General features: G+C 71.3%; 9 protein-coding genes. All 9 read left to right on the forward strand.

All coding sequences use genetic code 11. The annotated features are described in order from the left end of the window. Positions 1–23 precede the first annotated feature (23 nt). The 9 genes from ABZ815_RS25955 (at position 24) to ABZ815_RS25995 (ending at position 23,051) form a co-directional block, all read left to right on the forward strand. Positions 24–1,133, forward strand: coding sequence for a serine hydrolase domain-containing protein (locus ABZ815_RS25955; protein ID WP_357702169.1), 1,110 nt, complete (start codon positions 24–26; stop codon positions 1,131–1,133). Between the two features lie 159 nt (positions 1,134–1,292). Continuing rightward, positions 1,293–14,432, forward strand: a complete 13,140-nt coding sequence (locus ABZ815_RS25960) for a hemopexin repeat-containing protein (protein ID WP_357702171.1) — start codon at positions 1,293–1,295, stop codon at positions 14,430–14,432. Between the two features lie 138 nt (positions 14,433–14,570). Beyond that, positions 14,571–15,122 carry a DUF305 domain-containing protein gene (locus ABZ815_RS25965; RefSeq protein WP_357702173.1) on the forward strand — a complete coding sequence of 184 codons (552 nt, stop codon included), beginning with the start codon at positions 14,571–14,573 and terminating at the stop codon, positions 15,120–15,122. A 60-nt stretch (positions 15,123–15,182) separates the two neighbouring features. After that, a complete protein-coding gene (locus ABZ815_RS25970; RefSeq protein ID WP_357702175.1) occupies positions 15,183–15,878 on the forward strand; it encodes a FadR/GntR family transcriptional regulator in 696 nt (231 codons plus the stop codon). 34 nt (positions 15,879–15,912) lie between these two features. Beyond that, positions 15,913–17,163 (forward strand): extracellular solute-binding protein, encoded by a 1,251-nt coding sequence (locus ABZ815_RS25975; RefSeq protein ID WP_357702177.1) that lies wholly within the window; start codon positions 15,913–15,915, stop codon positions 17,161–17,163. 31 nt (positions 17,164–17,194) lie between these two features. Next, on the forward strand, positions 17,195–18,040 hold the full coding sequence (locus tag ABZ815_RS25980) for a sugar ABC transporter permease (protein WP_357702179.1): 846 nt from the start codon (positions 17,195–17,197) through the stop codon (positions 18,038–18,040). Then, a complete protein-coding gene (locus ABZ815_RS25985; RefSeq protein WP_357702181.1) occupies positions 18,037–18,846 on the forward strand; it encodes a carbohydrate ABC transporter permease in 810 nt (269 codons plus the stop codon). The genes ABZ815_RS25980 and ABZ815_RS25985 overlap by 4 nt, the downstream gene beginning before the upstream one ends. Beyond that, the gene (locus ABZ815_RS25990) at positions 18,847–21,822 is read left to right on the forward strand and encodes a glycoside hydrolase family 38 C-terminal domain-containing protein (protein ID WP_357702183.1); all 2,976 of its coding nucleotides are present in this window, start codon (positions 18,847–18,849) and stop codon (positions 21,820–21,822) included. Beyond that, positions 21,819–23,051 (forward strand): enolase C-terminal domain-like protein, encoded by a 1,233-nt coding sequence (locus ABZ815_RS25995; protein WP_357702185.1) that lies wholly within the window; start codon positions 21,819–21,821, stop codon positions 23,049–23,051. The genes ABZ815_RS25990 and ABZ815_RS25995 overlap by 4 nt, the downstream gene beginning before the upstream one ends. Position 23,052: the final 1 nt, after the last annotated feature.

Raw genomic sequence — 23,052 nt, forward strand, 5'->3', positions numbered from 1 at the left:
CAGCTCTGAAAGGCGTATAAATCATGACGAACGACGGCGTTTCCGTGAACAGCCAGGCCGAGCGCCCGGAGCTGCAGAAGATCATCCAGGAGATCGTGGACTCCGGCTTTGTCGGGATGCAGTTGCGCGTGAACGACGAGCGGGGTGAGTGGGTCGGCAGCGCGGGGGTGCGCGAGCTGGGCGATCTCGCCGAGCCGCCCACGAATGGCCGGTTCCGGGTCGGCAGCGTCACCAAGACCTTCACCGCCGCCCTCGCCCTGAGCCTCGTGGCCGACGGCACGATCGCGCTGGACGACCTCGTGGACGACCACCTGCCCGAGTACGGCCTGGACCGCCGGATCACCGTGCGGATGCTGCTCCAGCACACCAGCGGCGTGTTCAACTTCACCGGCGAGTACTACGAGGACGGGACCGTCGTGCCGGGCATCGTCTGGTCGGGCAAGGAGTGGGTGGACGACCGCTTCAGGACCTACCAGCCGGAGGAACTGGTACGGCTCGCGCTGTCCAAGCCCGCCCGCTTCGAGCCGGGGACGGACTGGAGCTACTCCAACACCAACTACGTGCTGGTCAGGCTGCTGATCGAGAAGGTCACCGGCCGGCCGTTCGCCGAGGAGATGCGGCGGCGCGTCCTGGAGCCGCTCGGGCTGAAGGACACCGTCGTGCCGGGCACCGACACGGAGATCGCCGGGCCGCACGCCCACGCCTACTACCGGTACGAGGAGGATGGCCAGGAGAAGACGGTCGACGTCACCCGTCAGAACCCCTCCTGGATCTCCACCGGCGGCGACATGATCTCGACCACCAAGGACCTGCACGCCTTCATCTCCGGCCTGCTGGGCGGCAGGCTGCTGCCGTCCCACCTGCTGGCCGAGATGCGTGACGTCCACCCCAAGGTCGGCTACGGCCTGGGGCTGTTCGTCCAGGACACGGGGACCGGAGGCGGCACCGTCATCACCCACAACGGCGGCATCGCGGGCTCGGCGGCGCTGATGTACAGCACGCCCGACGGCGGCACGACCCTGACCGCCTCGGTGACCTACGTGGACGATGCCGCGATGTCCCAGGCGGCGGCGTTCCAGACGGCCGTGCAGCGGCTGGTCGAGGAGGTCTTCGGCGGGGGAGCGGCCGACTAGCCCCCCGAGGACGACCCCCAAGCCCGGGTGGCAGGTGATCGACTGTCCGGTTCCGGACACGGAGGTGGACCTGCCGCCCGGCAGGCGTATTCCTGGAGGGTCGCGTGCCTCTGAGTCCGAGGACCGGCGGGAACACAGGAGCTCCTCAGAGGAGGACACGTGGCCAGGGGCGAATCCATACCGAACTACGAGCAGCTGTTCGACGTCGAACTCGACCACCGGCAAGAGGACGAGGCCCGTACGGTGTTCTCGCCGGGCGCCTACCTCGTGGACCTGCTGGGGCTCATCGAGAACGTCTTCCGGCAGCCGTCCCTGCTCGACCGGGAGCGCCGGCCGGATCTGCGGAAGATCCTGCTCGACGCCGAGAACACGTTCACGGAGTCGCCCTACCTCGACATCGTCGTGGAGGTGCTGGAGAAGCTCGTCGGGCAGGACCCGTACGAGGTGATGCGCGGGCTGGCCTTCCCGTTCTCGATGCCGTTCTCGCTGCGGGAGGAGCGGTTCAGGAACCACCTGGGCCGGTTGCGGCTGGGCCCGGACGAGCTCTACCGCCTCTTCGCCCCGGACGCCGACCCCGGCACGGTGGCCCGGCTGTATCTCGGCCTGTCCCCGGAGGACGTCACCAACGCGACGACGGCCGCGACGAGCGAGACGCAGGTCAAACGCCTCTACGGGCTGCCGGACCAGGACCGGCTGAACGTGCTGGAGAACGTCGGGCGCTTCCGCGAGGCCACCGGGCTGACCGCGCTGGAGCTGCGGGAACTGCTCGTGCAGGCGGAGGACCCGGACCGGCCGCCGGCGAAGTTCTTCGTCAACCTCGGCGGCTCACCGGTGACGATGTCCGAGGACGGCGCCAAGCTGGGCACCGTCGTGGACGGCAGGCCGGGGCCGGTCCCGCCGTACTGGTTCGACCGGGTGAGCAGGCTCGTCCGGCTGGCCCGCAGGACCGGCCTGAGCACCACCGACCTCGACCGCGTGCTCACCTCCTGCTGCGGCGGCGTCCTGGACGCGGCCGCGCTGCGGACCCTCGCGGTGGTGGTCCACCTGGCGCGCGGCCACGACCTCGCCGTCGACGACGTGTGCGGGCTCGTCGTGCCGATCCGCCCGGCCGGGCTGGAGGACCTGCCGCGCGTCTCGGGCGACATCATGGCCCCGCACAACAAGGAGTACCGGCGCAGGCTGGCACGTTCCATCGGCACGACGGAGAGCGACCTGGCCGAGGTCGTACGGCGCTACCGGGAACGTTACGACGCGCTGGAGCCGAGCCCGTTCGACCGGGGCGAGATCGGGCTGCCCGCGATCGTGCTGCTCCAGCGGGCCGGGCGGTTCGTCTCGACGCTCGGGATCTCGGCCGGCGAGCTGTTCGACCTGATGGAGGTCCTGGAGAGCGACCCGTCGGTGCTGCGCCACTCCACGTTCTCCGTGCTGGGCACGGTCGAGCCGGGCACCGGCGACTGCCACCGCATCCTGGAGGGTGCGGATCCGGGCTCCTGCCTGTGGCTGGCGCAGACGTTGCAGGCCCTGGCCCGCTGGACGCAGGCCGCCGGGTTCGGCAGCCGCGAGCTGGTCGAGATCCTGGGCGGCCGGTCGGCGGCGCGCGACGACGCGGACCAGGTCGGCGTCCTGGAGAGCCTCAACCAGCGGTTCGGGACGGTCACCCGCGCGCCCGCCCTGTTCGCCGGCGACCGGTTCGGGGAGCGGGCGGCGCAGGCCGTCCACGACATCCTGGGCGGCCATGGGCGCGGGGTCGTCTCGGCCAGGGACGACCGGCTGCTCCGGCTCGACCCGGCCGAGGCCGAGGCGGCCGCGTACGACGCGGTGACCGGGCTGGGGGTGATCGTCGCCGACGACTTCACCGGGCTCGGGCTCGGCGAGCGGACAGCCGGGAAGATCTACGCCCAGCTCGTCTTCTGCGGACGGCTGCGCGCCGACGGACGGCTGGTCACCGAGGACATGCCGGTGAGCGACCACGGGCTGCGGCTGGAGCGGGACTTCGAGTCCTTCAGGGAGCCGCTGTTCAAGCTGATCAACAGCGTGTCGAACGGCACCTCGTCGTTCTACCCGTCGGACCTGGCCACGCTCGGCGGCCTGACGGAGGAGCAGCAGGCCGAGCTGTACGACAACCTGATCCACCACGGCTACATCGACGCCGACGGCGCGGTGTCCTCGCCCGGCTTCTTCGCCGACGAGGAGAACGTCGGCCGCCTCCTGCTGAACGCCGGCCTGACCGACGTCGCCCCGGCCGTGCTCGATGAGCTGCGCGCCCGGATCGAGCAGTTCGGCCGGGAGCCGCTGGCGCTCGACCCCGAGATCTTCGCCGGGCGCCGGCTGAACGCCGTCCGGCTGGCCGAGAGCCTGCGCTTCAACGGCTACCTGGACGCGGACGGGAACTACCTGGACAAAGTGGCGCTGGCCGGGCTCAGGATCGACGACTTCGCGCTCGCGCCGGAGTTCTACCCGCACCGGCGGTTCGTCCTGGACGCGATCAGGCAGCAGCTCGCGGCGCTGGAGGAGGAGCTGTACACCTTCACCGCCGACGACTTCGCCGACGTCGCGGACGAGGCCGTCGCGCAGCGGGTGCTGGACGCGCTCGACGGCGCCTACCTCCGCGACGGCCGGGTGGCCGCCGACCTGGACGGCCTGACGCTGGGCGACGGGTTCACGGCGGCGGAGACGGCCGTCGTGGCGGCCCGGATCGAGGAGTGCGTACGGGACGAGAAGCCGTACAGGCTGGACATGGAGGCGCTCGGGGAGCTCGGGTTCGACGAGGAGGAGCAGGGGCGGGTGGCCGCGATGCTGGTCGCGGCCGGGCACCTCGACGGCGCGCACGCGGTGCGCCGCGAGGCCCTGGACCGCTTCCGCAACGTCGGGAACGCGCTGGAGTTCACGCTGCCGGGCCTGGAGGACTTCGCCAAGGACGTCTTCTTCCTGCTGCACCCGGTGGCGGTGCGGACCGCGGAGGCGGTCACGGAGATCACCGCCGCGCTGGAGCGCGGGGCGCGGGCGCAGGAGACGGCGCTGACCTCGGTGCTCGCCGACGGGTTCGGCGTGCCGGAGGCGACGGTCGCAGCGATCTGCGCCGGGGTGGCCGGCAGCCTGCCCGAGGCGCTGGAGGTGCTGGTCCCGCCGGTCCTCGCGGCCGGGGACGAGAGTGGCGAGGTCACCGCCGTGCCCGCCGACCCGCACCTGCGGGCCGTCTACCGGCGCGTCCGGCGCTTCGCGGCGCTGGCCGGGAAGCTCGGCATGGACCCCACCGAGGTCGCCGTCGCCTTCCAGGACCAGGACCTGACCGGAAAGTACCCCGAGCCGCTGGCGCTGCCGCCGAACGTCGAGACCATCGACGCCGTGCTCAGGAGCGGCGACGGGAACATCTACCTGTTCGCGCCCGGCGGCTACTGGGTGTACTCGGGGACCACGTACGAACTGGCCGACCCGCGGCCGAAGCCGCTGATCGAGCTGGCGCCCAGGTTCGCGGAGCTGACCGGCGTGGACGCCGCCTTCGCGCATCCCGGCGGCGCCGAGTGGATCATCGGCCGCGGCCTCGACGGCGCCTCCCACCTGTACGTCAAGGAGCCCGGCAGCATCCGCTGGGCCCCGCGCGACCAGGTGTGGGGCAAGGTCAGGAACAACTTCGACGCCCCGAGGCGGATCGACAGCGCCTTCGTGGACGAGGACGGCCGGACCTATTTGTTCTGCGGCGACCAGTACGTCCGCTACTCGGGCTCGGACTACTCGGCCGTGGACGAGGGCTACCCGCGCGGCCTCGCGGAGTGGTGGTCGGCGGAGGGCCACGACACCCCGCTGCCCGCGGACTTCCGGGCCTCGCTGGACGCGGCCTTCCAGGACGTGGACGGCCGCACGCACCTGTTCACCGGCGGCCGTCACCTCGACACCGAGCGTGGCGAGCAGCCCGTCTCCGCCCGCTGGGGGCGCGTACGCAACGCTTTCGACGGCGCCGAGCGCCTGGACAGCGCGTTCGTCGGCGGCGACGGCCTGGTCCACCTGCTGCGCGGCAACCAGGTGGTCGCCTACTCCGACAGCCTGGAGAACGACGGCGTACGGGTGGACGACGGCTACCCGAGGCGCATCGAGTCCCGCTTCCCCGGCCTGCCCGGCGAGTTCGAGACGGGGATCGAGGCGGCCTTCACCGACTCCGGCGGGCTCGTCCACCTGTTCAAGGACGGCCGGACGATCGCCGCCGGCGACTCCGGCGTGGGCGTGCCGGAACCGACGGCCGAGCGCTGGGGCAAGGTCGCCGACGCGCTGCCCGGCGGCGTGGTGGACTCGGGGCTGACCGGGCTCGACGGCCGGACCTACCTGTTCAGCGGCGAGCGGTACATCAGGTACTCCGGCGCGGACTACTCGGTCGTGGACCTCGGCTACCCGCGCCGCATCGCCGGCGACTGGGGCGGCCTGCGCCGGGTGAACGCCTCCTTCGTCATGGACGGCGGGACGTACCTGTTCGGCGTCGGCGGGCGGCTGTTCGACCTGCCCCTGGCCCAGGTGCCCGAGCTGGACGCCGGGCGGCTGTCGCCCGCGCTGCGCCGCCGGTTCCTGGAGCACGGCCTGTCCTTCGCCGAGGACGCGCGGGCGCGCGGCGCCGCCCCGGAGTGGCACGTGAGCACCGAGCAGGGCGTCGAGGTGACCCTCAGGAGCGATCCGCTGCACATCGAGGCGCACGCGGACGGCGGCGACTTCTACGTCCGCTACTCCACCAGGGACTACACCGTGCCCGACGCCGGCTACCCCAGGCCGGTGTCCGACAACTGGTGGAACCTGCCCGCCACGCTGGCGGCCGACCCGCGCTTCGCGGTGATCGACGCGGTGTTCACCGGGCCGGACGGGCGGACGTACCTGTTCTCCGGTGACCGGTTCGTCGTGTTCGACAGCAGGCACCGCTGGTGGTCGGAGCCGCGCACGCTGGCCGAGCACTGGGACAGCCTTCCGTTCGGCAGGGTGGACGCGGCCTTCGTCGGCAAGGACGGCAGGACGTACGTGTTCTCCGGCGGCCGGTACGTCCGCTACTCGACCGGCGACTACACCGAGATCGACGACCGTTACCCGGCGAACGTCCAGACGTTCTGGGGCAACGTGGTCAGCCGGATCGCCAGGACGGGACGCGTGGACGCCGCCCTGGTCATGGACGCGACCGAGCGCGTGGACGGCGCCGAGGTGACCAGCCGCTACACCTATCTGTTCTCCGGCGACCAGTACGTCCGCTACGCGGGCGACGACCTCACCCACGTCCAGGACGGTTACCCGCGGGCCCTGTCGGCCCTGTCGCGGGAGCCGCGGCTGGCCGGCCTCGACGTCACGCTGGACGGCGTGGACGCGGCCTTCGCCGACCGCCGCAACGTGTACCTGTTCCGCGGCACGAGCTGCCATGTCGTCTCCGACACCCTGTACCGCCGCTACGACGACCTGGCGATCGGCGGCGTGACCTGCGCCTTCGTCGAGGACGGCACGGTGCTCACGCAGGACGCGAACGGCTGGAGCAGGCGTCCGGCGCTGGAGGGGCCGCGGGCCGCCCCGGTGCGGGCCAGGCCGCGACTGCTGCGGACGGTGCCGGAGGAGTTCAGGACGGGGCTCGACGCGGTGCTGAGCGGCCCGGACGGGCACGCGTACCTGTTCAAGGGGGCGTCCTGCTACAACACCCGGCTGAACAGGGAGTACCCGCTCGCGGAGGAGTGGGGACGACCACGTAACACGATTTATCAGGACAACACGGTGGATGCGGCCTTCGTTGGCCGGGACGGGAAGACGTACCTGTTCAGCGGCGACCAGTTCGTCGCCTACACCGACGTGAACCTCGCCATCGACGGCGAGCCGCGCCCGATCGCCGCCCACTGGGGCGGCCTGGAGAACGTCACGCTCGCCTACGTGCGGGCAGGCAGGACCTACCTGTTCGAACGCCCGGACGCCGACGGCGCCCTGCGGTACGTCGTCTACTCGGGCGCCGACTACACCCGGCCCGACGACGGCTACCCGGCGACCGCCGACGAGAGCTTCTGGGACGTCCCCGAGCCCTACCGCGTGCCCGGCCGTCCCGTGCCGGACGCGGTGCTGTTCGAGGGCGACACCATGCTCCTGCTGTTCGGCGAGCGGTTCGTGCAGTTCGACGAGAGGACCCGTGAATGGTCCTACCCGCGGCCCGCCGAGCGCGTCTGGCGCGGGTTCGGCCACGGCCTGGAGCCGGGCGACGCCCTGCGCACGGCCTTCACCGCGCCGGACGGCTCCACGTACTTCTTCTTCGCCGAGCGGTACGCCAGGTACGCCGACCGGGCCTTCGGGCCGCTGGAAGCCGTCCGCGAGCGGTGGGGCAGGTCGCCCAACCCGTTCGTCGCCGACGACGCCACCGCCCGGGTGGACGCCGCCTACGTGCACCGGGGCGAGACGACGTTCCTGTTCTCGGGCGACCACTACGTGCGTTACAGCGGCCCGGAGTACCGCTACGTCGATCCCGGCTACCCCAAGAAGATCATCGGCAACCTGCGGCACGAGGAGGCGTTCGCCAACCTGCCGGAGTCGTTCGACGACGCCATGCAGGACCGGGTGGGGACGCGGATGATCGACGCCGTCGTGGGCAACGACCGGACGGTGCACGTCCTGGCCGGCGGCATCTGCCACGTCGTCTCCCGGGCGGCGGCCGGGGTCGTGGAGCTGGCGGCGCTCGGCCTGGTCAGGAACACCGTCGCCGAACGGGAGAAGGTGGACGCGACCCTGGTCAAGGGCCCGTACACGTACCTGTTCTGCGGCGACCAGTACCTGCGTTACACCGGCACCGAGTACGAGTTCGCCGACGACGGCTACCCCCGCACGATCGACGGCACGCTGGCCGACGAGCTGGGCATCCGCAGGCCCCTGCCCGACGCGTTCGCCGACGGCCTCGACGCGGCCTTCCGCACGCCGGACGGCACGACGTACCTGTTCAAGGGCGCGGAGTACCTGCGCGCCGACGGCACGGCCGCCCCCCGGCCGATCACCGAGCAGTGGGGCAAGGTGCGCAACGCCTTCGCCGAGGGCAAGGTCGTGGACGCCGCCTTCGCCGCCCCCACCGGCGAGCTGTACGCCTTCAGGTCCGGCCAGTACGTCCGCTACCGTCCCGGCGAGCTGGAACACGTCGAGGAGGGCTACCCCCGTACGGTCAAGGACGACTGGGGCGACCTGCCGGCCCGCTTCGAGACCGGCCCCGACGGCGCCTTCGTCTTCGAGGGCCGCACCTACCTGTGCCAGGGCCCGGAGTACGCGCGCTACTCCGCCGGGTACGACGCCGTGGACCGCACCTTCCCGCAGCGCTTCGCCCACCGCTGGTCGGACACGGCCGAGTACCGGCTGAGCGACGTGCACACGATCACCAGGTTCGTGGACCTCGTCCGGTCGCGGCCCGACGGCCTGGCCGCGTTCCTGCTGGACGGCCCGGCCTCGGTGGAGGACCCGTACCGCCGCCTGGCCGAGCTGTTCGGCTGGGACCCCGACGAGATCAGGTGGGCCAGGCGCAACGCGGCGCTGCTCACGCCCGTCACCCCCGAGGAGGAGCGCTTCGAGGTCGAGTTCCTGCTCAGGCTGGTCGACCTGTTCGCGGTCACCGACCGGCTGGGCGGCGCGCCGTCCACGCTGTACGCCGACGTCTGGCGCAACGCGTTCGGCGGCGACCTGGACGCGGCCGCCACGGCCCTGTACGGCCTCGTCGAGCACCTGCACGGCCCGGAGGAGTGGACGGCGCTGTCGGCGGCGATCCACGACGAGCTCAACGTGCTCAAACGCGACGCCCTGGTCACGGTCGCGGCCGGGGCCGGAACCCCGCAGGACCTCTACGACCGTTTCCTGATCGACGTGGAGACGGGCGGCCAGGGCCGCACCTCCCGCGTGCGCGAGGCCATCGCGGCGGCCCAGCTCTACCTGCACCGCTACCTGCTCGGCCTGGAACAGGTCACCCCGCGCGACGGCGACGACCCGGACGGGCTCCGGCAACGGCTGAAGACCTGGTGGGCCTGGATGCGGAACTACCGCGTCTGGGAGGCCAACAGGAAGGTCTTCCTCTACCCCGAGAACTACCTGCGCCCCGAGCTGCGCACCGCGAAGACCCCCGCCTTCGAGGCCCTGGAGGACGACCTGCTCCAGGGCGAGATCACCCGGGACAAGGTCGAGCGCGCCTACAAGCGCTACCTCGACGAGTACACCGAGGTCTCCAGGCTGGCCGTCGCGGGCGGCTACGTCTACGCCGAGGACGGCGCGGACGCGGGCGTCCGGCGGCTGGTCCTGTTCGGCAGGACCAGGACCGAGCCGCGGCGCTACTACTGCCGAGAGGCCGAGTTCAGGGACGGCGCGAAGCTGTCGGCCACCTGGGAGCCGTGGCTCAAGGCGGACGTGCAGATCGAGTCCGAGCGGGTGTACCCGGTGCACGCGTTCGGCCGGGTGTTCGTGTTCTGGCCGGTCGTCGAGACGGTCACGCCGGAGGACCCGTCCGGGACCAAGATCACCGCCAAGCGGACGGGCGAGACGCAGGAGGTCACCGCGCCGCCGCCGGCGCATCGGGTGCGGATCTCCTACTCCTTCCGCAACCTCAACCACGAGTGGGTGGCCGCCCAGGTGCTCCCGGTCGAGGAGCGGCGGGACGCGCCGATCACGGACGTGCGCCTCTACGTCCAGGCGTCCGCCACAGTGCCCACCACAGTGCCCGGCGAGAGCGCCGACGCGCACGACTCGATCGTGATCACCTGCTTCTACAAGGTGGACGGCAAGGAGACCCACTCCTCCTTCGCGCTCACCCCCGAGCTGTACGCCGTCCGCGTGGAGGGCGTGCCCGAGCCGCTGCGGGCGTCCCGGCTGGACCGGATCTTCGACGAGCCGGTCCAGGAGTCCAAGGTCGTGCGGCTCACGATGCCGGCGCACGAAGAGCTCGAAAGCGGCGCCTGGCTGAGCGTGGACCACAAGGGCGGCAGCTTCCTGTGCCGTCCGGTCAGCCCGCCCGGCGGCGACGTCAGACCTCAGCCGCTCAGTGCGAACACCGACAGGCTGCCCACCGGCTGGAACCCGATCGACGCCGCGTTCGAGCTGCCCGACGGCACCCGCTACTTCTTCAACAACGCCAACCGCTTCTACGTCGAGGTCGGCCCCGACCGCCCGGACGCCACCCGGCTGAGCAGGCTGCCGGTCGCCGGCCGCTGGGGCCACGTGTCCACCCAGCTGTACGAGTCGGGCGTCGTGGACGCGGCCCTGGTGCGCGGCGAGCAGACGTACCTGTTCGCCGGGCCCGTCTACTACCGCTACTCGGGCCCGCCGTTCGGCCTGCCGGACGAGGGCTACCCGAAGCAGCTCGCCACCAACGACGAGCGCCTGCCCAGCTGGCCGAAGGTGGACGCGGCCGGGACGCTGCCCGACGGCAAGGAGTACTTCTTCTCCCGCGACCTCGGCTACGTCGACTCGTCCTCGCTGGACACGCCGCGCAAGCTGCCCTGGACGCCGCCCGGCGGGGCCAGGGTGGACACGATCCTGCTGCGCGACAAGGCGTTCGTCTTCTCCGGCGACCAGTACTTCCGCTTCTCCCCGGACGGCGGCCTGGACAAGGGGTATCCGCGCCCGCTGGCCAAGAACACCGACGGCCTGCCGCAGTCCGGCCGGGTCGGGGCCGCCTTCGTGTTCGGCGAGGGCGCCTGGTTCTTCGACAACGCGGCCAGGACGTACGTCTCCATCACCTCCAAGGACCGCAAGGAGTACACGCAGAGTGGCCCGTACCCGACCAGGGACCTGGGCAAGGTCGGGACGCTGGTCACCCGGCAGGGCGTGGACGCGGCCTACGTGGTGGGCGGCCGGTTGTACCTGGCCAGGGGCCTGGAGTACGTCCGCTACACGCTGAACGGCGGCACGATCCCCGACGTGGCCGACCGCGGCTACCCCAAGCCCATGGACCAGGCGGTCCGGGCCGTCTTCACCCGCGCCGGCCGCCGGTACGTCCTGTCCGGCACCGACTACGCCGTCCTTGAGTCCGGGCGGGAGCTGGGCGACGACCTGGTCTTCTCCCCGGTCGCCGGCAACTGGGGCGGGCTGCCCGACGGCTGGCAGGCCCGGCTGACCGGCGTCCTGGACAGCCGGGACCTCTTCCTGTTCCTCGGCGCCGAGTACGTCAGGTACGCCCCCGAGCGCCCCTACGAGGTCGCCTCGCTGCCGCACGAGATCGTCCGGCTCACGTCGAGCACGGCGTACCGGCTGAACAAGGCGCTGCTGACCGGCGGGGTGGCCGAGCTGCTCGCGCCGCGCACCCAGGAGATCGACGAGCTGCCCGCCTTCAGCGAGACCGTCTCCGGGCCGACCACGATCAAGGTCGGCCCGCAGGTGGTCGCGCAGGGCTACCCGACCAGCTCGCACCTGGACTTCCAGAGCGGCAACGGCATCTACTACTGGGAGGTCTTCTTCCACGCCACCGTGCTCATCGCCCAGGCGCTCAACGGCGCCCAGCGCTTCGACGAGGCCCGCACCTGGTACGAGTACGTCTTCGACCCCACCCAGCCGCGGTACTGGCGCTTCCTGCCGTTCCTTTCGGCGGATGTGAAGGCGCTGGTCACCGGCTGCCGCGAGGACCTGCGGGAGATCGGCGCGGAGGCCGACAAGGTGGCCGGGGCGCTGAACCCGATCCTGCGCGCGCTGGAGGCGCTGGCCCCGGCGTACCAGGCGCACGACCTGTCCGCGGACGAGGAGGGCTACCTGACCGGACTCGCCTCGGACGGGCTGCGGGAGGTCGAGCGCGCGCTGGCCGCCACCGGCGTCCCGGCACGGGCCCGCCGCGCGCTGGACGGCCTCGGCGAGAAGGTCGCCATGATCGGCCGGCTGCGCCGCCAGTACGACCTGGCGGGCGACTGGGACACGATGATCCGGACGTACATGGACGACCCGTTCGACCCGCACGCCATCGCGGACCTGCGCCCGGCGGCCCACCGGCGCGCGGTCGTGATGGCCTACGTCGACAACCTGCTCGACTGGGGCGACATGCTCTTCCGCCAGTACACCGGCGAGAGCCTGGACGAGGCCAGGATGCTCTACATCTCCGCCCACGACCTGCTCGGCCCGCGGCCGGAGGACCTCGGGCCGCGGGCGGTCACGCCGGCGCGCAGCTACGAGGAGCTGACCGCCGCCGAGCCGCCCCTGCCGGCCGGGAACGGCGTCCTCGCCGAGCTGACGGCGGGCGGGGCGCTGCTGAAGGGGCCGGGCGAGGTGCACGGCGGCATCGGCAACCCCTACTTCCACGTCCCGGGCAACAGCGTGTTCCTGGACTACTGGACCCGGGTCGAGGACCGGCTGCGCAAGATCAGGGCCTCGCTCGACATCATGGGGATCAGCCGTCCCGTGCCGTTGTTCGAGCCGCCCGCCGACGTGATGGCGCTGGTCAGGGGCGTGGCCGGCGGGGCTTCGCCCGACCAGCTCGCCCTGGCCGCCGCCGTGCCGGTGCCGCACTACCGGTTCTCCTTCACCTTCCGCAGGGCGCAGGAGCTGGTGGACAAGCTGCGGCAGTTCGCCGGCGACCTGCTCAACGTGCTGGAGCGGCGCGACGCCGAGGAGCTGGCGCTGCTGCAGAACAGGCAGGAGGGCACGATCCTCGGGCTCACCCGCGCGATCAAGGAGGCGCAGGTCCAGATCGCCACCGAGGGCCTTCTCGAACTCCAGGTGGGCCGGAAGAGCGCCGAGGAGCGGGCGCGCTACTACGAGGGCCTGATCGCCGGCGGCATGTCCCCGCTCCAGGAGGCCCAGATCGACGTCATGACCAGGGCCGCGGTCGCGCACTTCGTGGGGGCGGGGCTCAAGGTCGGCGCGGCGGTCGCCGCCGCCCTGCCGCAGGTCCTGATCGGCCCGTTCATCATCGGCACCGAGGAGGGCGGCATCCAGGTCGCCGACGCGCTGAACACCGGCGCCGACGTCGCGACGACCACGGCGGAGGGGCTCAGCGTGCTCGGCGAGCTGTTCGGCGTCCGGGCCGAGCAGGAGCGCATGGCCCAGGACTGGGCCTTCCAGCTCGCGGTCGCGCGGGCCGACGTGGCGCAGCTCGACCACCAGGTGGCCGGCGCCGAGCTCCAGGTCAAGGTGGCCCAGCGGGAGCTGGAGGTGCTCAGGCAGGAGATCGCCGACACCGAGGCGGTCGGCGCGTTCATGACGAACAAGTTCGCCAACGCGCAGCTCTACCAGTGGATGTCGGGGCGGTTGTCCGGGATGTACTTCCAGACGTACAACCTGGCCTACGAGATGGCACGTGCCGCGCAGCGGGCCTTCCAGTACGAACGCGGCGTGCCGGAGGGCGAGGCCGACCACATCCGGCCGGCGTACTGGGAGAGCCGGCGCAACGGGCTGCTGGCGGGCGAGAGCCTGTCGGTCGACCTGGAACGGCTCGGCCAGGCGTACCTGGAGAGCGACGCACGCGGCCTGGAGATCACCAAGAAGGTGTCGCTGCTGGCCCTCGACCCGCTGGCCGCGCTGAACCTGCGCACGACCGGGCGGTGCGAGTTCGCGCTCACCGAGCCGCTGTTCGACCGCGACTTCCCGGGGCACTACCGGCGGCGCATCAGGACGTTGTCGGTCACCTTCGAGGGGGCGCAGGCGCCGATCGGGCTCAACGCCACGCTCACGCAGCTCGACAGCAAGATCGTGCTCAGCCCCGACCCCAAGGCCGTCAAGTACCTGATCGACCCGAAGGGGCCGATGCCCGGCACACTGCGGGCCAACTGGCGGGCCGGGCAGCAGATCGCGCTGTCGGACCTGGAGGAGTACAAGGACAACAACGGCCTGTTCGAGCTGCGCTTCGACGACGACCGCTACCTGCCCTTCGAGGGCACGGGCGCGGTGTCCCGGTGGCGGCTGGAGCTCCCGGCCGGCGGCGCGCCCGCCCTGCGGGACGTGACGATCACCGTCAAGTACGCCGCCGAGCAAGGGGGCGAGCTGTTCGCCAACGCGGTGAAGGGCATGCTCAAGCCGTACCCGGCGGCCCGGTTCGTGGACGTCGCCACCGAGTTCCCCGAGCGGTGGGCGGCGTTCACGGAGGGCTCCGAGGACGTCCTGACGCTGCCGTTCACGGCCGGCATGTTCCCGGGCATGATCGGGCGGCAGATCACCGGCGTCTACGCGGCGTACCCGCCGGGGACGTCCGCGCGGCTGCTGATCAACGGCGACCGGCGGCTGGCGCTCGACGACGGCAAGCTGCTGCCCACCCCCGGCCTGCTGGTGGGCGGGCCGGGGTGGCCGCTCGCCGTGGAGGGCGACCGGACGACCCTCGGCGGCGTCGGCCTGGTCCTGACCTACCGCGCCGGCGTCCGGTGACCGTCCGGGGTGAGCGTTGAGGAGGGGAGGCGGGACGTCCGCGCCGGGCGTCCCGCGTCCTTGACAGGGGCCCTTGCGCGCTCCGGGGAAATCGTCTAACTCTTAGGAAGGTTTCCTTTTTAATGGAAGGCGCGCAGAGTGGCCGCTACCCCCCGATCCGGCGCCCTGAAGCTCGTCCTGGCGGCCCTGGGCCTCCTGCTGGCCACCGCCTGCGGGGCTGCCGGGGCCCAGGCTCCTCCGGTGAACGCCCAGGACGTGATGTTCGTGCAGATGATGGTCCAGCACCACCGCCAGGGCATCGAGATCGCCAAGCTGGGCAGCGAACGGGCCACCACCGACCAGCTCCGCATCCTGGTGGCCGCCGTGGCCAGCACGCAGCAGGACGAGGTCGAGATGATGCTGCGCTGGCTGTACGCCTGGGAGCAGCCGCTCACGGCCGCCACCGGCGCCCACGACCACCACGGCGGCATGCCGGAGACCGACCGCAAGCAGATCAGGGCGCTGAAGAAGTCGAAGTCCTTCGAGCACGACCTGATGACCCTGCTGATCGCGCACCAGGGCGCCGCGATCAAGATGGCGGACACCGAGGTGGCCTCCGGGGCTGATCCGGCGGTCAAGGAGTGGGCGGCGCAGGTCCAGGCGTCCCGCAAGGCGCAGATCGACCTGATGAAGGACCTGCTCAACCGCTGAGCCGGGGAAATCGCCGGTCAGCATAGACGCGCGTCGGATTAAGTGATTAGATCACTTGATATGTCCGAGGTTGCGCGGCCGACGCTTTCCGACGCTCTGACCGAGCGCATGCTGGAGCTCATCCGTAGTGGGGGGCACCGGCCGGGCGACAGGCTGCCCTCCACCAGGGAGCTCTCCCAGCGTTTCGCCGTCACCACCCCGACGTTGCGCGAAGCGCTGCGCAGGCTGGAGGCCACCGGGGCCATCGAGCTGCGGCACGGCTCGGGCATCTACGTCGGCGCCGACATCGAGCGGCTCGTGCTGCCCAACCCCAACATGCGCGACATGCACCTCGCCCAGCTCCTCGAACTGCTCGGCGCGCGGATCGTGATCGAGCCGCCGCTGGCCGCCATGGCCGCCGAGCAGGCCGAGGGCGCGGAGCTGGCCGCGCTCAAGCAGGTGCTCGACCAGGCGGGCCGGCACCTGCGCGGCGAGGACGCCGAGCTGCACGAGGCCAACATGTCCTTCCACCGGGCGACCGCGCGGATGGCGGGCAACAGCGTCCTGCACGAGGTGGTCGACTCGCTGCTCACCGTCCACGGGGCGGAGCAGCGGGAGATCCTGCAGATCTTCGACGACCGGCGCCGTGACTACGAGGAGCACCTGGCCATCCTGGAGGCCATCGAAGCGCGCGACGCCGCCGAGGCGCAGGCGCGCATGCGGGCCCATCTGGTCGACGTGCGGACCGTCGTCGAGCAGAGGTTGCCCTCTAGATAGAGCAAGTCCCCCCGAAAGAGCAAGGAGGCCGGCCATGTTCCGGTCACGTGTGGCCACGCTGGGCGTGGCGGCGCTGGTCCTGACCGCCTGCGGCGGAAACAGCGCCGAGGTGCCGAAGAAGAAGACCGAACTGTCGCTCTACAACGACAAGGGCGCCTGGACGAAATACTTCGACGAGATGGGCGCCCTGTCCAAGCAGCAGATCGGCCTGGGCATGAAGCCGACGGGGTACACCGACTCCGCCCAGTACCAGGCCTTCATCAAGGCGTCCTTCCGCACGAACGTGAAGCCCGACCTGTTCACCTGGCAGACCGGGGGGATGCTGGAGGAGATCGTCAAGCAGAAGCAGGTGGCCGACACCACGGCCGTCTGGCAGGAGGCGATCAAGGCGGGAGACCTGTCGCAGGACCTCGCGCCCTATTACACGATCGGCGGCAAGCAGTACTGCGTGCCGATGAACGTCGCCTACTGGGGCATGTTCTACAACAAGAAGATCTTCGACAAGTACGGCCTGAAGCCCCCGCAGACCTGGGACGAGCTGGTGCAGGGCGCCGAGACCCTGAAGAAGAACGGCGTCAAGGCCTTCTACCACACCAGCGTGCTGTTCTCCTTCGTCTGGTTCGAGCAGCTCATGGCCGGCTCCGACCCCGACCTGTACGACCGCCTGTCCACGGGCCAGGCCAAGTACACCGACCCGGGTGTGGTCCAGGTGATGGAGAAGTGGAAGTCGCTCATCGACGCCGGATATTTCATGAACCCGGGTGACAAGACCGACCCCGGGGACGTCCTGAAGAACGGCAAGGCGGCGATGGTCTCCTTCGGCACCTGGTTCAACACCAGCATGACGCAGCGCGACCTGAAGTCCGGCACCGACTACGGATTCTTCGTCATCCCCAACGTCAACCCCGCGCTGCCGAAGACCTCGATGATCTTCGAGAGCGGGCCGCTGTGCTCGCTCGCCAAGGGGGACGACCCCGACTCCAACCTGAAGTACCTCAAGTGGTGGACCACCGCCGACGCCCAGAAGAAGTGGGCCTCCACCAGGGGCGACGTGAGCGCCAACCCGAAGGTCGAGATCGCCGACGAGGCGCTCGGCACGGTCACCAAGGACGCGGGCGGCGGCAAGTACCGCCTGGTCAACCGCTACTTCGAGGCCACGCCGCCCCCGGTGCTGACCGCCGCGCTCGACGGCTTCGGCAAGTTCGTCACCGAGCCCGGGACGTACAAGGAAGTGCTGGAGACCATCCAGAAGGCCGCCGACGAGTACTGGAGCACCCACCAGTGAGCGGGGGAACGCCGTCGCGCGGAGCGAGGCCATGAGCGCGCGGGCGCCGATGCTCGGCCGGTTCAGGCACGGCTACGTGGCGCCCGCGGCCGTGCTGGTCGCGGGGCTGCTCTACGCGCCCTTCCTGTGGACGGCCTACCTGAGCCTCACCCGGTACGACGGCCTGGAGTCCCCGGCGTGGATCGGCCTGCGCAACTTCGTCAAGCTGCTGGACGACCCCGCGCTGCTCACCTCGACCCGCAACACCCTCATCTGGGTGGCCGGCACGATGGTGCTCCCGGTCGGGCTCGGCCTGCTGGTCGCGGTGCTGTCCTACGACCTCAAGGGCGGCGCCTGGTACCGGGTGCCGTTCATGCTGCCGTACGCGCTGAGCGGCGCGGGCCTGGCCATGGTGTGGAGCCCGGTGCTGTCCCATGACGGCATCGCCAACCGGCTGCTCGGCGTGGACACCGCGTTCCTCCAGGTCGCCCCGCACAACACGCTGGCCATGCTGCTGGTGTGGACCTGGCAGCAGCTCGGCGTGAACACGCTGCTGTTCGTCGTCGGCCTCCAGTCCATCCCCAAGGAGCCGATCGAGGCCGCCCGCCTGGACGGCGCCTCCGGCTGGCGGCTGTTCCGGCACGTGATCTGGCCGCTGATGCGCCCGCTGACGGCGGTCGTGGTCGGGCTGGCGCTGGTGGCGAGCCTGAAGACGTTCGACATCGTGTGGGTGCTGACGCAGGGCGGCCCGGGACGCAACTCCGAGACGCTGGCGGTGACCATGTACCGCGACACGTTCGTGGCCAGTGACTACGGCTACGGCTCGGCCGTCGCGGTGATGCTCACCGTGGTCACCGGGCTGGCCTCCTACCTCTACCTGAGGAGGCAGGTGCGATGATCCGGCGGATCGTGCTCATCGTGCTCGGGCTGATCTGGCTCGGGCCGACCTACCTGCTCCTCGTCAACGCGTCCAGGCCGGCGGCCTCGTATGATCCGGGCAGCGCGTGGGTGCCGTCCGGCGACTTCGCGCTGCTGGACAACTTCGGCCGCGCCCTGGACAGCGCCGACCTGACCGCCAGCCTGGGCAGCACCGCCCTCTACGCGGTCGTCTCGCCGCTGCTCGGCGTGGTGATCGGGGCGCTGGCCGGCTACACGATCGTGGTGCTGCGGCTGCGCCACGGGTTCTGGTGGTTCCTGCTGATCTTCGGCGGCACGATCTTCCCGTCGCAGATGCTGCTCGTGCCGCTGTTCGTCGGCTACAGCGACGCCGGCCTGTACGACAGCAGGCTCGGCATGATCCTCATCTACACCGCCGTCAACGTGCCGCTGGCCGCGTTCGTGCTGCGCAACTTCTACACGGGCGTCGCGTTCTCGATCTTCGAGGCGGCCCGCATGGACGGCGCGTCCACGTGGCGCGTCTTCTGGCGCATCTACCTGCCGATCTCGCTCAGCGCGCTGACGGCGGTGTTCATCCTGGAGTTCACCTTCATCTGGAACGACCTCATCTTCGGCCTGACGTTGACGCAGACCGAGAGCGTCCGGCCGGTCATGACCGCGCTGGCCGGACTGATGACCGACGTCTACGCCGGCACGCCGGTCCCCGTCGGCCTGGCGGCGGGCCTGGTGGTCTCGCTGCCGACGGTCGTGTTGTTCCTGGCAACCCAGCGCCTCTTCGCACGGGGCCTGTCCCTAGGGAGTGTTTAGATGACGAGCCGGTTGCTGCAGCGGAGCCTGGGTAGCCCCGACTACGACGGGATCAGGCAGGCGCTGCGCAACGACACCTCGACCCCGGTGATCAGTGTGCGCGGGCTGGAGGTGCGGGTCGCGGTGCTGCCGCTGTTCACGCACGACGGCCGCCAGGCGGTCAGGGTGTCGAGCACGCAACCCCTGACCCACGTGCTGGTGGGCGTCGACAGCGCCTCGGGCACGGACGTGACGCTGCTGGTGCCCGAGGTGGACGCGCCGCGCACGCTCACCCTGGAGTGCCGCGACGACGCCGGCGTGGTCGGCAGCGCGCAGGTCACGGTCACCCCGCAGCGCAAGTGGAGCGTGTTCGTCGTGCACCACTCGCACCTGGACATCGGCTACACCGACCCGCAGGGCACGGTGCTCCGCCACCACCTCGACTACCTCGACGCGGCCGTGCGGCTGGCCGAGGAGACCGCCTCCTGGCCGGACGACGCCAAGTTCCGCTGGACGGTCGAGTCGTCGATGCCCGCGCTCAAATGGCTCGACGCCCGGCCCGCCGGGCAGGTCGAGTCGTTCGCCGCGCTGGCCAGGGCGGGCGTGATCGAGGTGACCGCGCTGCCGTTCCAGCTCCACACCGAGGCGTGCTCGACCGAGGAGCTCTACCGCCAGCTCCGCTTCACCGCGCAGCTCCAGGACCGGTACGGCTTCGCCACCAGGTCGGCCATGCACACCGACGTGCCGGGCGCGGTCGTCGGCCTGGTGGACGCGCTCAACGCCTCCGGCGTGCGCTACCTGGCCGCCGCGCACAACTGGGCCGGGCGGTCGGTGCCGTACCTGCACGGGGGCGACAAGCTGACCAGGCCGTTCCGGTGGCGGGCGCCCAGCGGGAACGAGCTGCTCGTGTGGTTCACCGACACGCCGCACGGGATGGCGTACATGGAGGGCAACACGGTCGGGCTGACCGACTCCTACGAGCTGGCCGACGACCTGCTGCCGCGCTACCTGTCGGCGCTGGCCACGCGGGGCTACCCGTACGGGCCCGGCACGTTCGGCTGGCAGGGGCCGGACGCGCCGCGCGAGCCGTACGAGCTGGACGTGCTGCACCTGCGGGTCCAGGGCGCGCACGCCGACAACGCCGGGCCGTCGATCGTGCCCGCCTCGATCGCCCGCAAGTGGAACGAGACGTGGGCCTGGCCGCGCCTGCGCTCGGCGGTCAACAGCGACTTCTTCGAGCACGTCGAGGAGCGCTACCACGACCGCCTGGCCGTGCACGAGGGCGACTGGACCGACTGGTGGGCCGACGGGCTCGGCTCGGGCGCCCGCCCGCTCGGCTACGTCCGCCGCGCGCAGTCGGCCCTGCGTGTCGCCGAGACCCTGCACACGATCGCCGGCGCGGACGCCACGGACCAGATCGACGAGGCGTACGACAAGGTCGCCCTGTTCAACGAGCACACCTGGGGCGCGGCCAACCCGTGGGAGGACGCCGAGGAGGCCGGCGACTCCGGCGGCCTGCAGTGGACCCGCAAGTCGTCGGGTGCCTACCAGGCCCAGGACGACGCCTCCGACCTGCTGCACGCCGCCACCCGCCGCTTCGCCGCCGCCCTCTCGACCCCGGACGCGGAAGGCGCCGCCCTGCCTGACGCGGACGCGGAAGGCGCGGCCCTGGCAGCCTTCGCCGTCTTCAACCCCGGCACCCGGGCGCGGACCGACGTGGTCCGCGCGTTCCTGCCGCGTGACGTGGTGGCCGTGGACGTGCCGATCGCGCTGGTCGACTCCCGGACCGGGCAGACCGTGCCGCACCACGAGGAGTACGTCGATCCCGACGACTGGCCGACCCGCCCGATCGGCCGGCACGTCCACGCGGTCGTGGCCGACGTACCCGGCTTCGGCTACGCGCGGCTCGACGTCGTGCGGGGCCGGAGCCAGGCCCCCGAGCCGGTCGAGCCGGACCTGGACGGCGTCATCGAGAACGAGTTCTACCGGGTCGCCTACGACGTCCGTGAGGGCCACATCAGCTCGATCTTCGACAAGTCCGCCGGCCGCGAGCTGGTCAACGGTGACGCCGCCGCCGGTTTCGGCCAGTACGTCTACGACCGCTACGCCACCGCCCCGCACTTCAACCACCTGTCGGGACACGTCGGGGCGCACGACAGGACGCTCCTCGGCGACCGGGCCGTCGCCCGCCACGCCACGATCGTCAAGGCCCAGCGCACGGCGGTCGGCGAGAGGCTGGTCGTCGAGCTCCAGGGCAAGGGCGTCGACTGGCTGCGCACCACGATCGAGCTGCACCGGGGCGTCCCGAGGCTCGACCTGACCTACCAGCTCGCCAAGCAGGGCACCCCGGCCAAGGAGGCGGTCTTCCTGGCCTTCCCGTTCGCCACGGGCCCGGCCACCGCCTGGGAGCTGACCGGCGGCGTCGGCGGCCCCGACGTGCCGCGCGTCCCGGGGTCGGCCGAGTACATGCTGCCGATCAGGCACTGGATCGCCTTCGAGGACCCCGAGCTGACCGTCGCCTGGGCCACCCTGGAAGCGCCGCTGGTGCAGCTCGGCACCATCCACATGCCGTACGCGCCGTTCCCGCCCACGCTCGACCAGGAGGACGGCACGGTCTACTCCTGGGCGCTCAACAACATCTGGGACACCAATTTCCCGGCCCAGCAGCAGGGCGAGACCACCTTCCGGTACGCCGTCACGTCGGCGGCCGGCGTCAAGGGCAGCAGGCTGGGCGCGGCGGCGGCCTCGGGGCTGACCGAGCCGTTCGTCGGCGCGCTGATCACCGGCGAACCCGCCGCCACCGAGACCTACGCCTCGGTGGACCACCCCGACGTGCTGATCACCTCGATCGGCCGGCTGGACGGGGAGCAAGTGGTCCGGCTGCAGTCGCTGGCCGCCGAGCCGGTGACGGCGACGGTCACGATGCCGGGACGGGACGCGGTCGAGGTCCGGCTGCCCGCCTGCGGGGTCGCCGTCGTCGGAGGGAAGCGCGCGTGAAGATCGTTGACATCCGGGCCACGACGGTCGCCGTCCCGCTGGAGGCGCCGCTGCGGCACAGCAACGGCGCCCACTGGGGGCGGTTCGTCCGCACGATCGTCGAGGTCGAGGCCGACAACGGGCTGGTCGGCCTGGGGGAGATGGGCGGCGGCGGCGAGAGCGCCGAGTCGGCCTTCCGCGCGCTCGTCCCGTACCTGAAGGGGCACAACCCCTTCGAGCTGGAGGCGCTCCGCTTCAAGATCGCCAACCCGACCGCCTCGCTCTACAACAACCGCACCCAGCTCCTGGCCGCCGTCGAGTTCGCTTGCCTCGACCTCGTCGGGCAGCACCTCGGCGTGCCCGCCCACGACCTGCTGGGCGGGCGGCTGCGGGACGCCGTCCCGTTCGCCTCCTACCTGTTCTTCCGGTACGCCGCCGAAGGCCACCCGGAGATCCGCACCCCCGGCCAGCTCGTCGAGCACGCCGCCCACCTCAAGGAGGCGCACGGGTTCACCGTGCACAAGCTCAAGGGCGGCGTGTTCCCGCCGGACCACGAGCTGGAGTGCTACCGGGCGCTGGCCGAGGCGTTCCCCGCCGACCGGCTCAGGTACGACCCCAACGCCGTGCTGTCGGTGGCCGAGGGGCTGCGCTTCGGCCGGGCCATCGAGGGGCTGAACAACGACTACCTGGAGGACCCCGTCTGGGGGCTGGAAGGGCTCAGGGCCGTTCGGGAGCAGGTCAGGGTGCCCCTCGCCACCAACACGGTGGTCGTCAACTTCGAGCAGCTCGCCTCCAACGTGCTGCGCAGGGCCGCCGACGTGGTGCTGCTGGACACGACGTTCTGGGGCGGGGTGCGGCCGTGCGTGAAGGCGGCGGGGGTGTGCGACACGTTCCAGGTCGGGGTGGCCGTGCACTCCTCGGGTGAGCTGGGGATCCAGCTCGCGACCATGCTGCACCTCGGCGCGGTGCTGCCGAACCTCACCTACGCCGCCGACGCCCACTACCACCAGCTGCGCGACGACGTGATCGAGGGCGGCAAGCTGCCGTACGCGGACGGCGCCATCGCCGTGCCCTCCGGCCCGGGGCTCGGAGTGCGCCTCGACCCCGATCGTGTGGCCCGCTACGCCGAGTTCTACCGGGAGACCGGCGGCTACCCCTACGACCGCGACCCGGGCCGGCCGGGCTGGTACGCCACCGTCCCGAACGAACGTTTCGCCGACCCCGCGATCTCCGTGGACGTTGCCCCATAAT

The sequence above is a fragment of the Nonomuraea sp. NPDC047529 genome, assembly GCF_040642995.1.
Taxonomy (GTDB): Bacteria; Actinomycetota; Actinomycetes; order Streptosporangiales; family Streptosporangiaceae; genus Nonomuraea.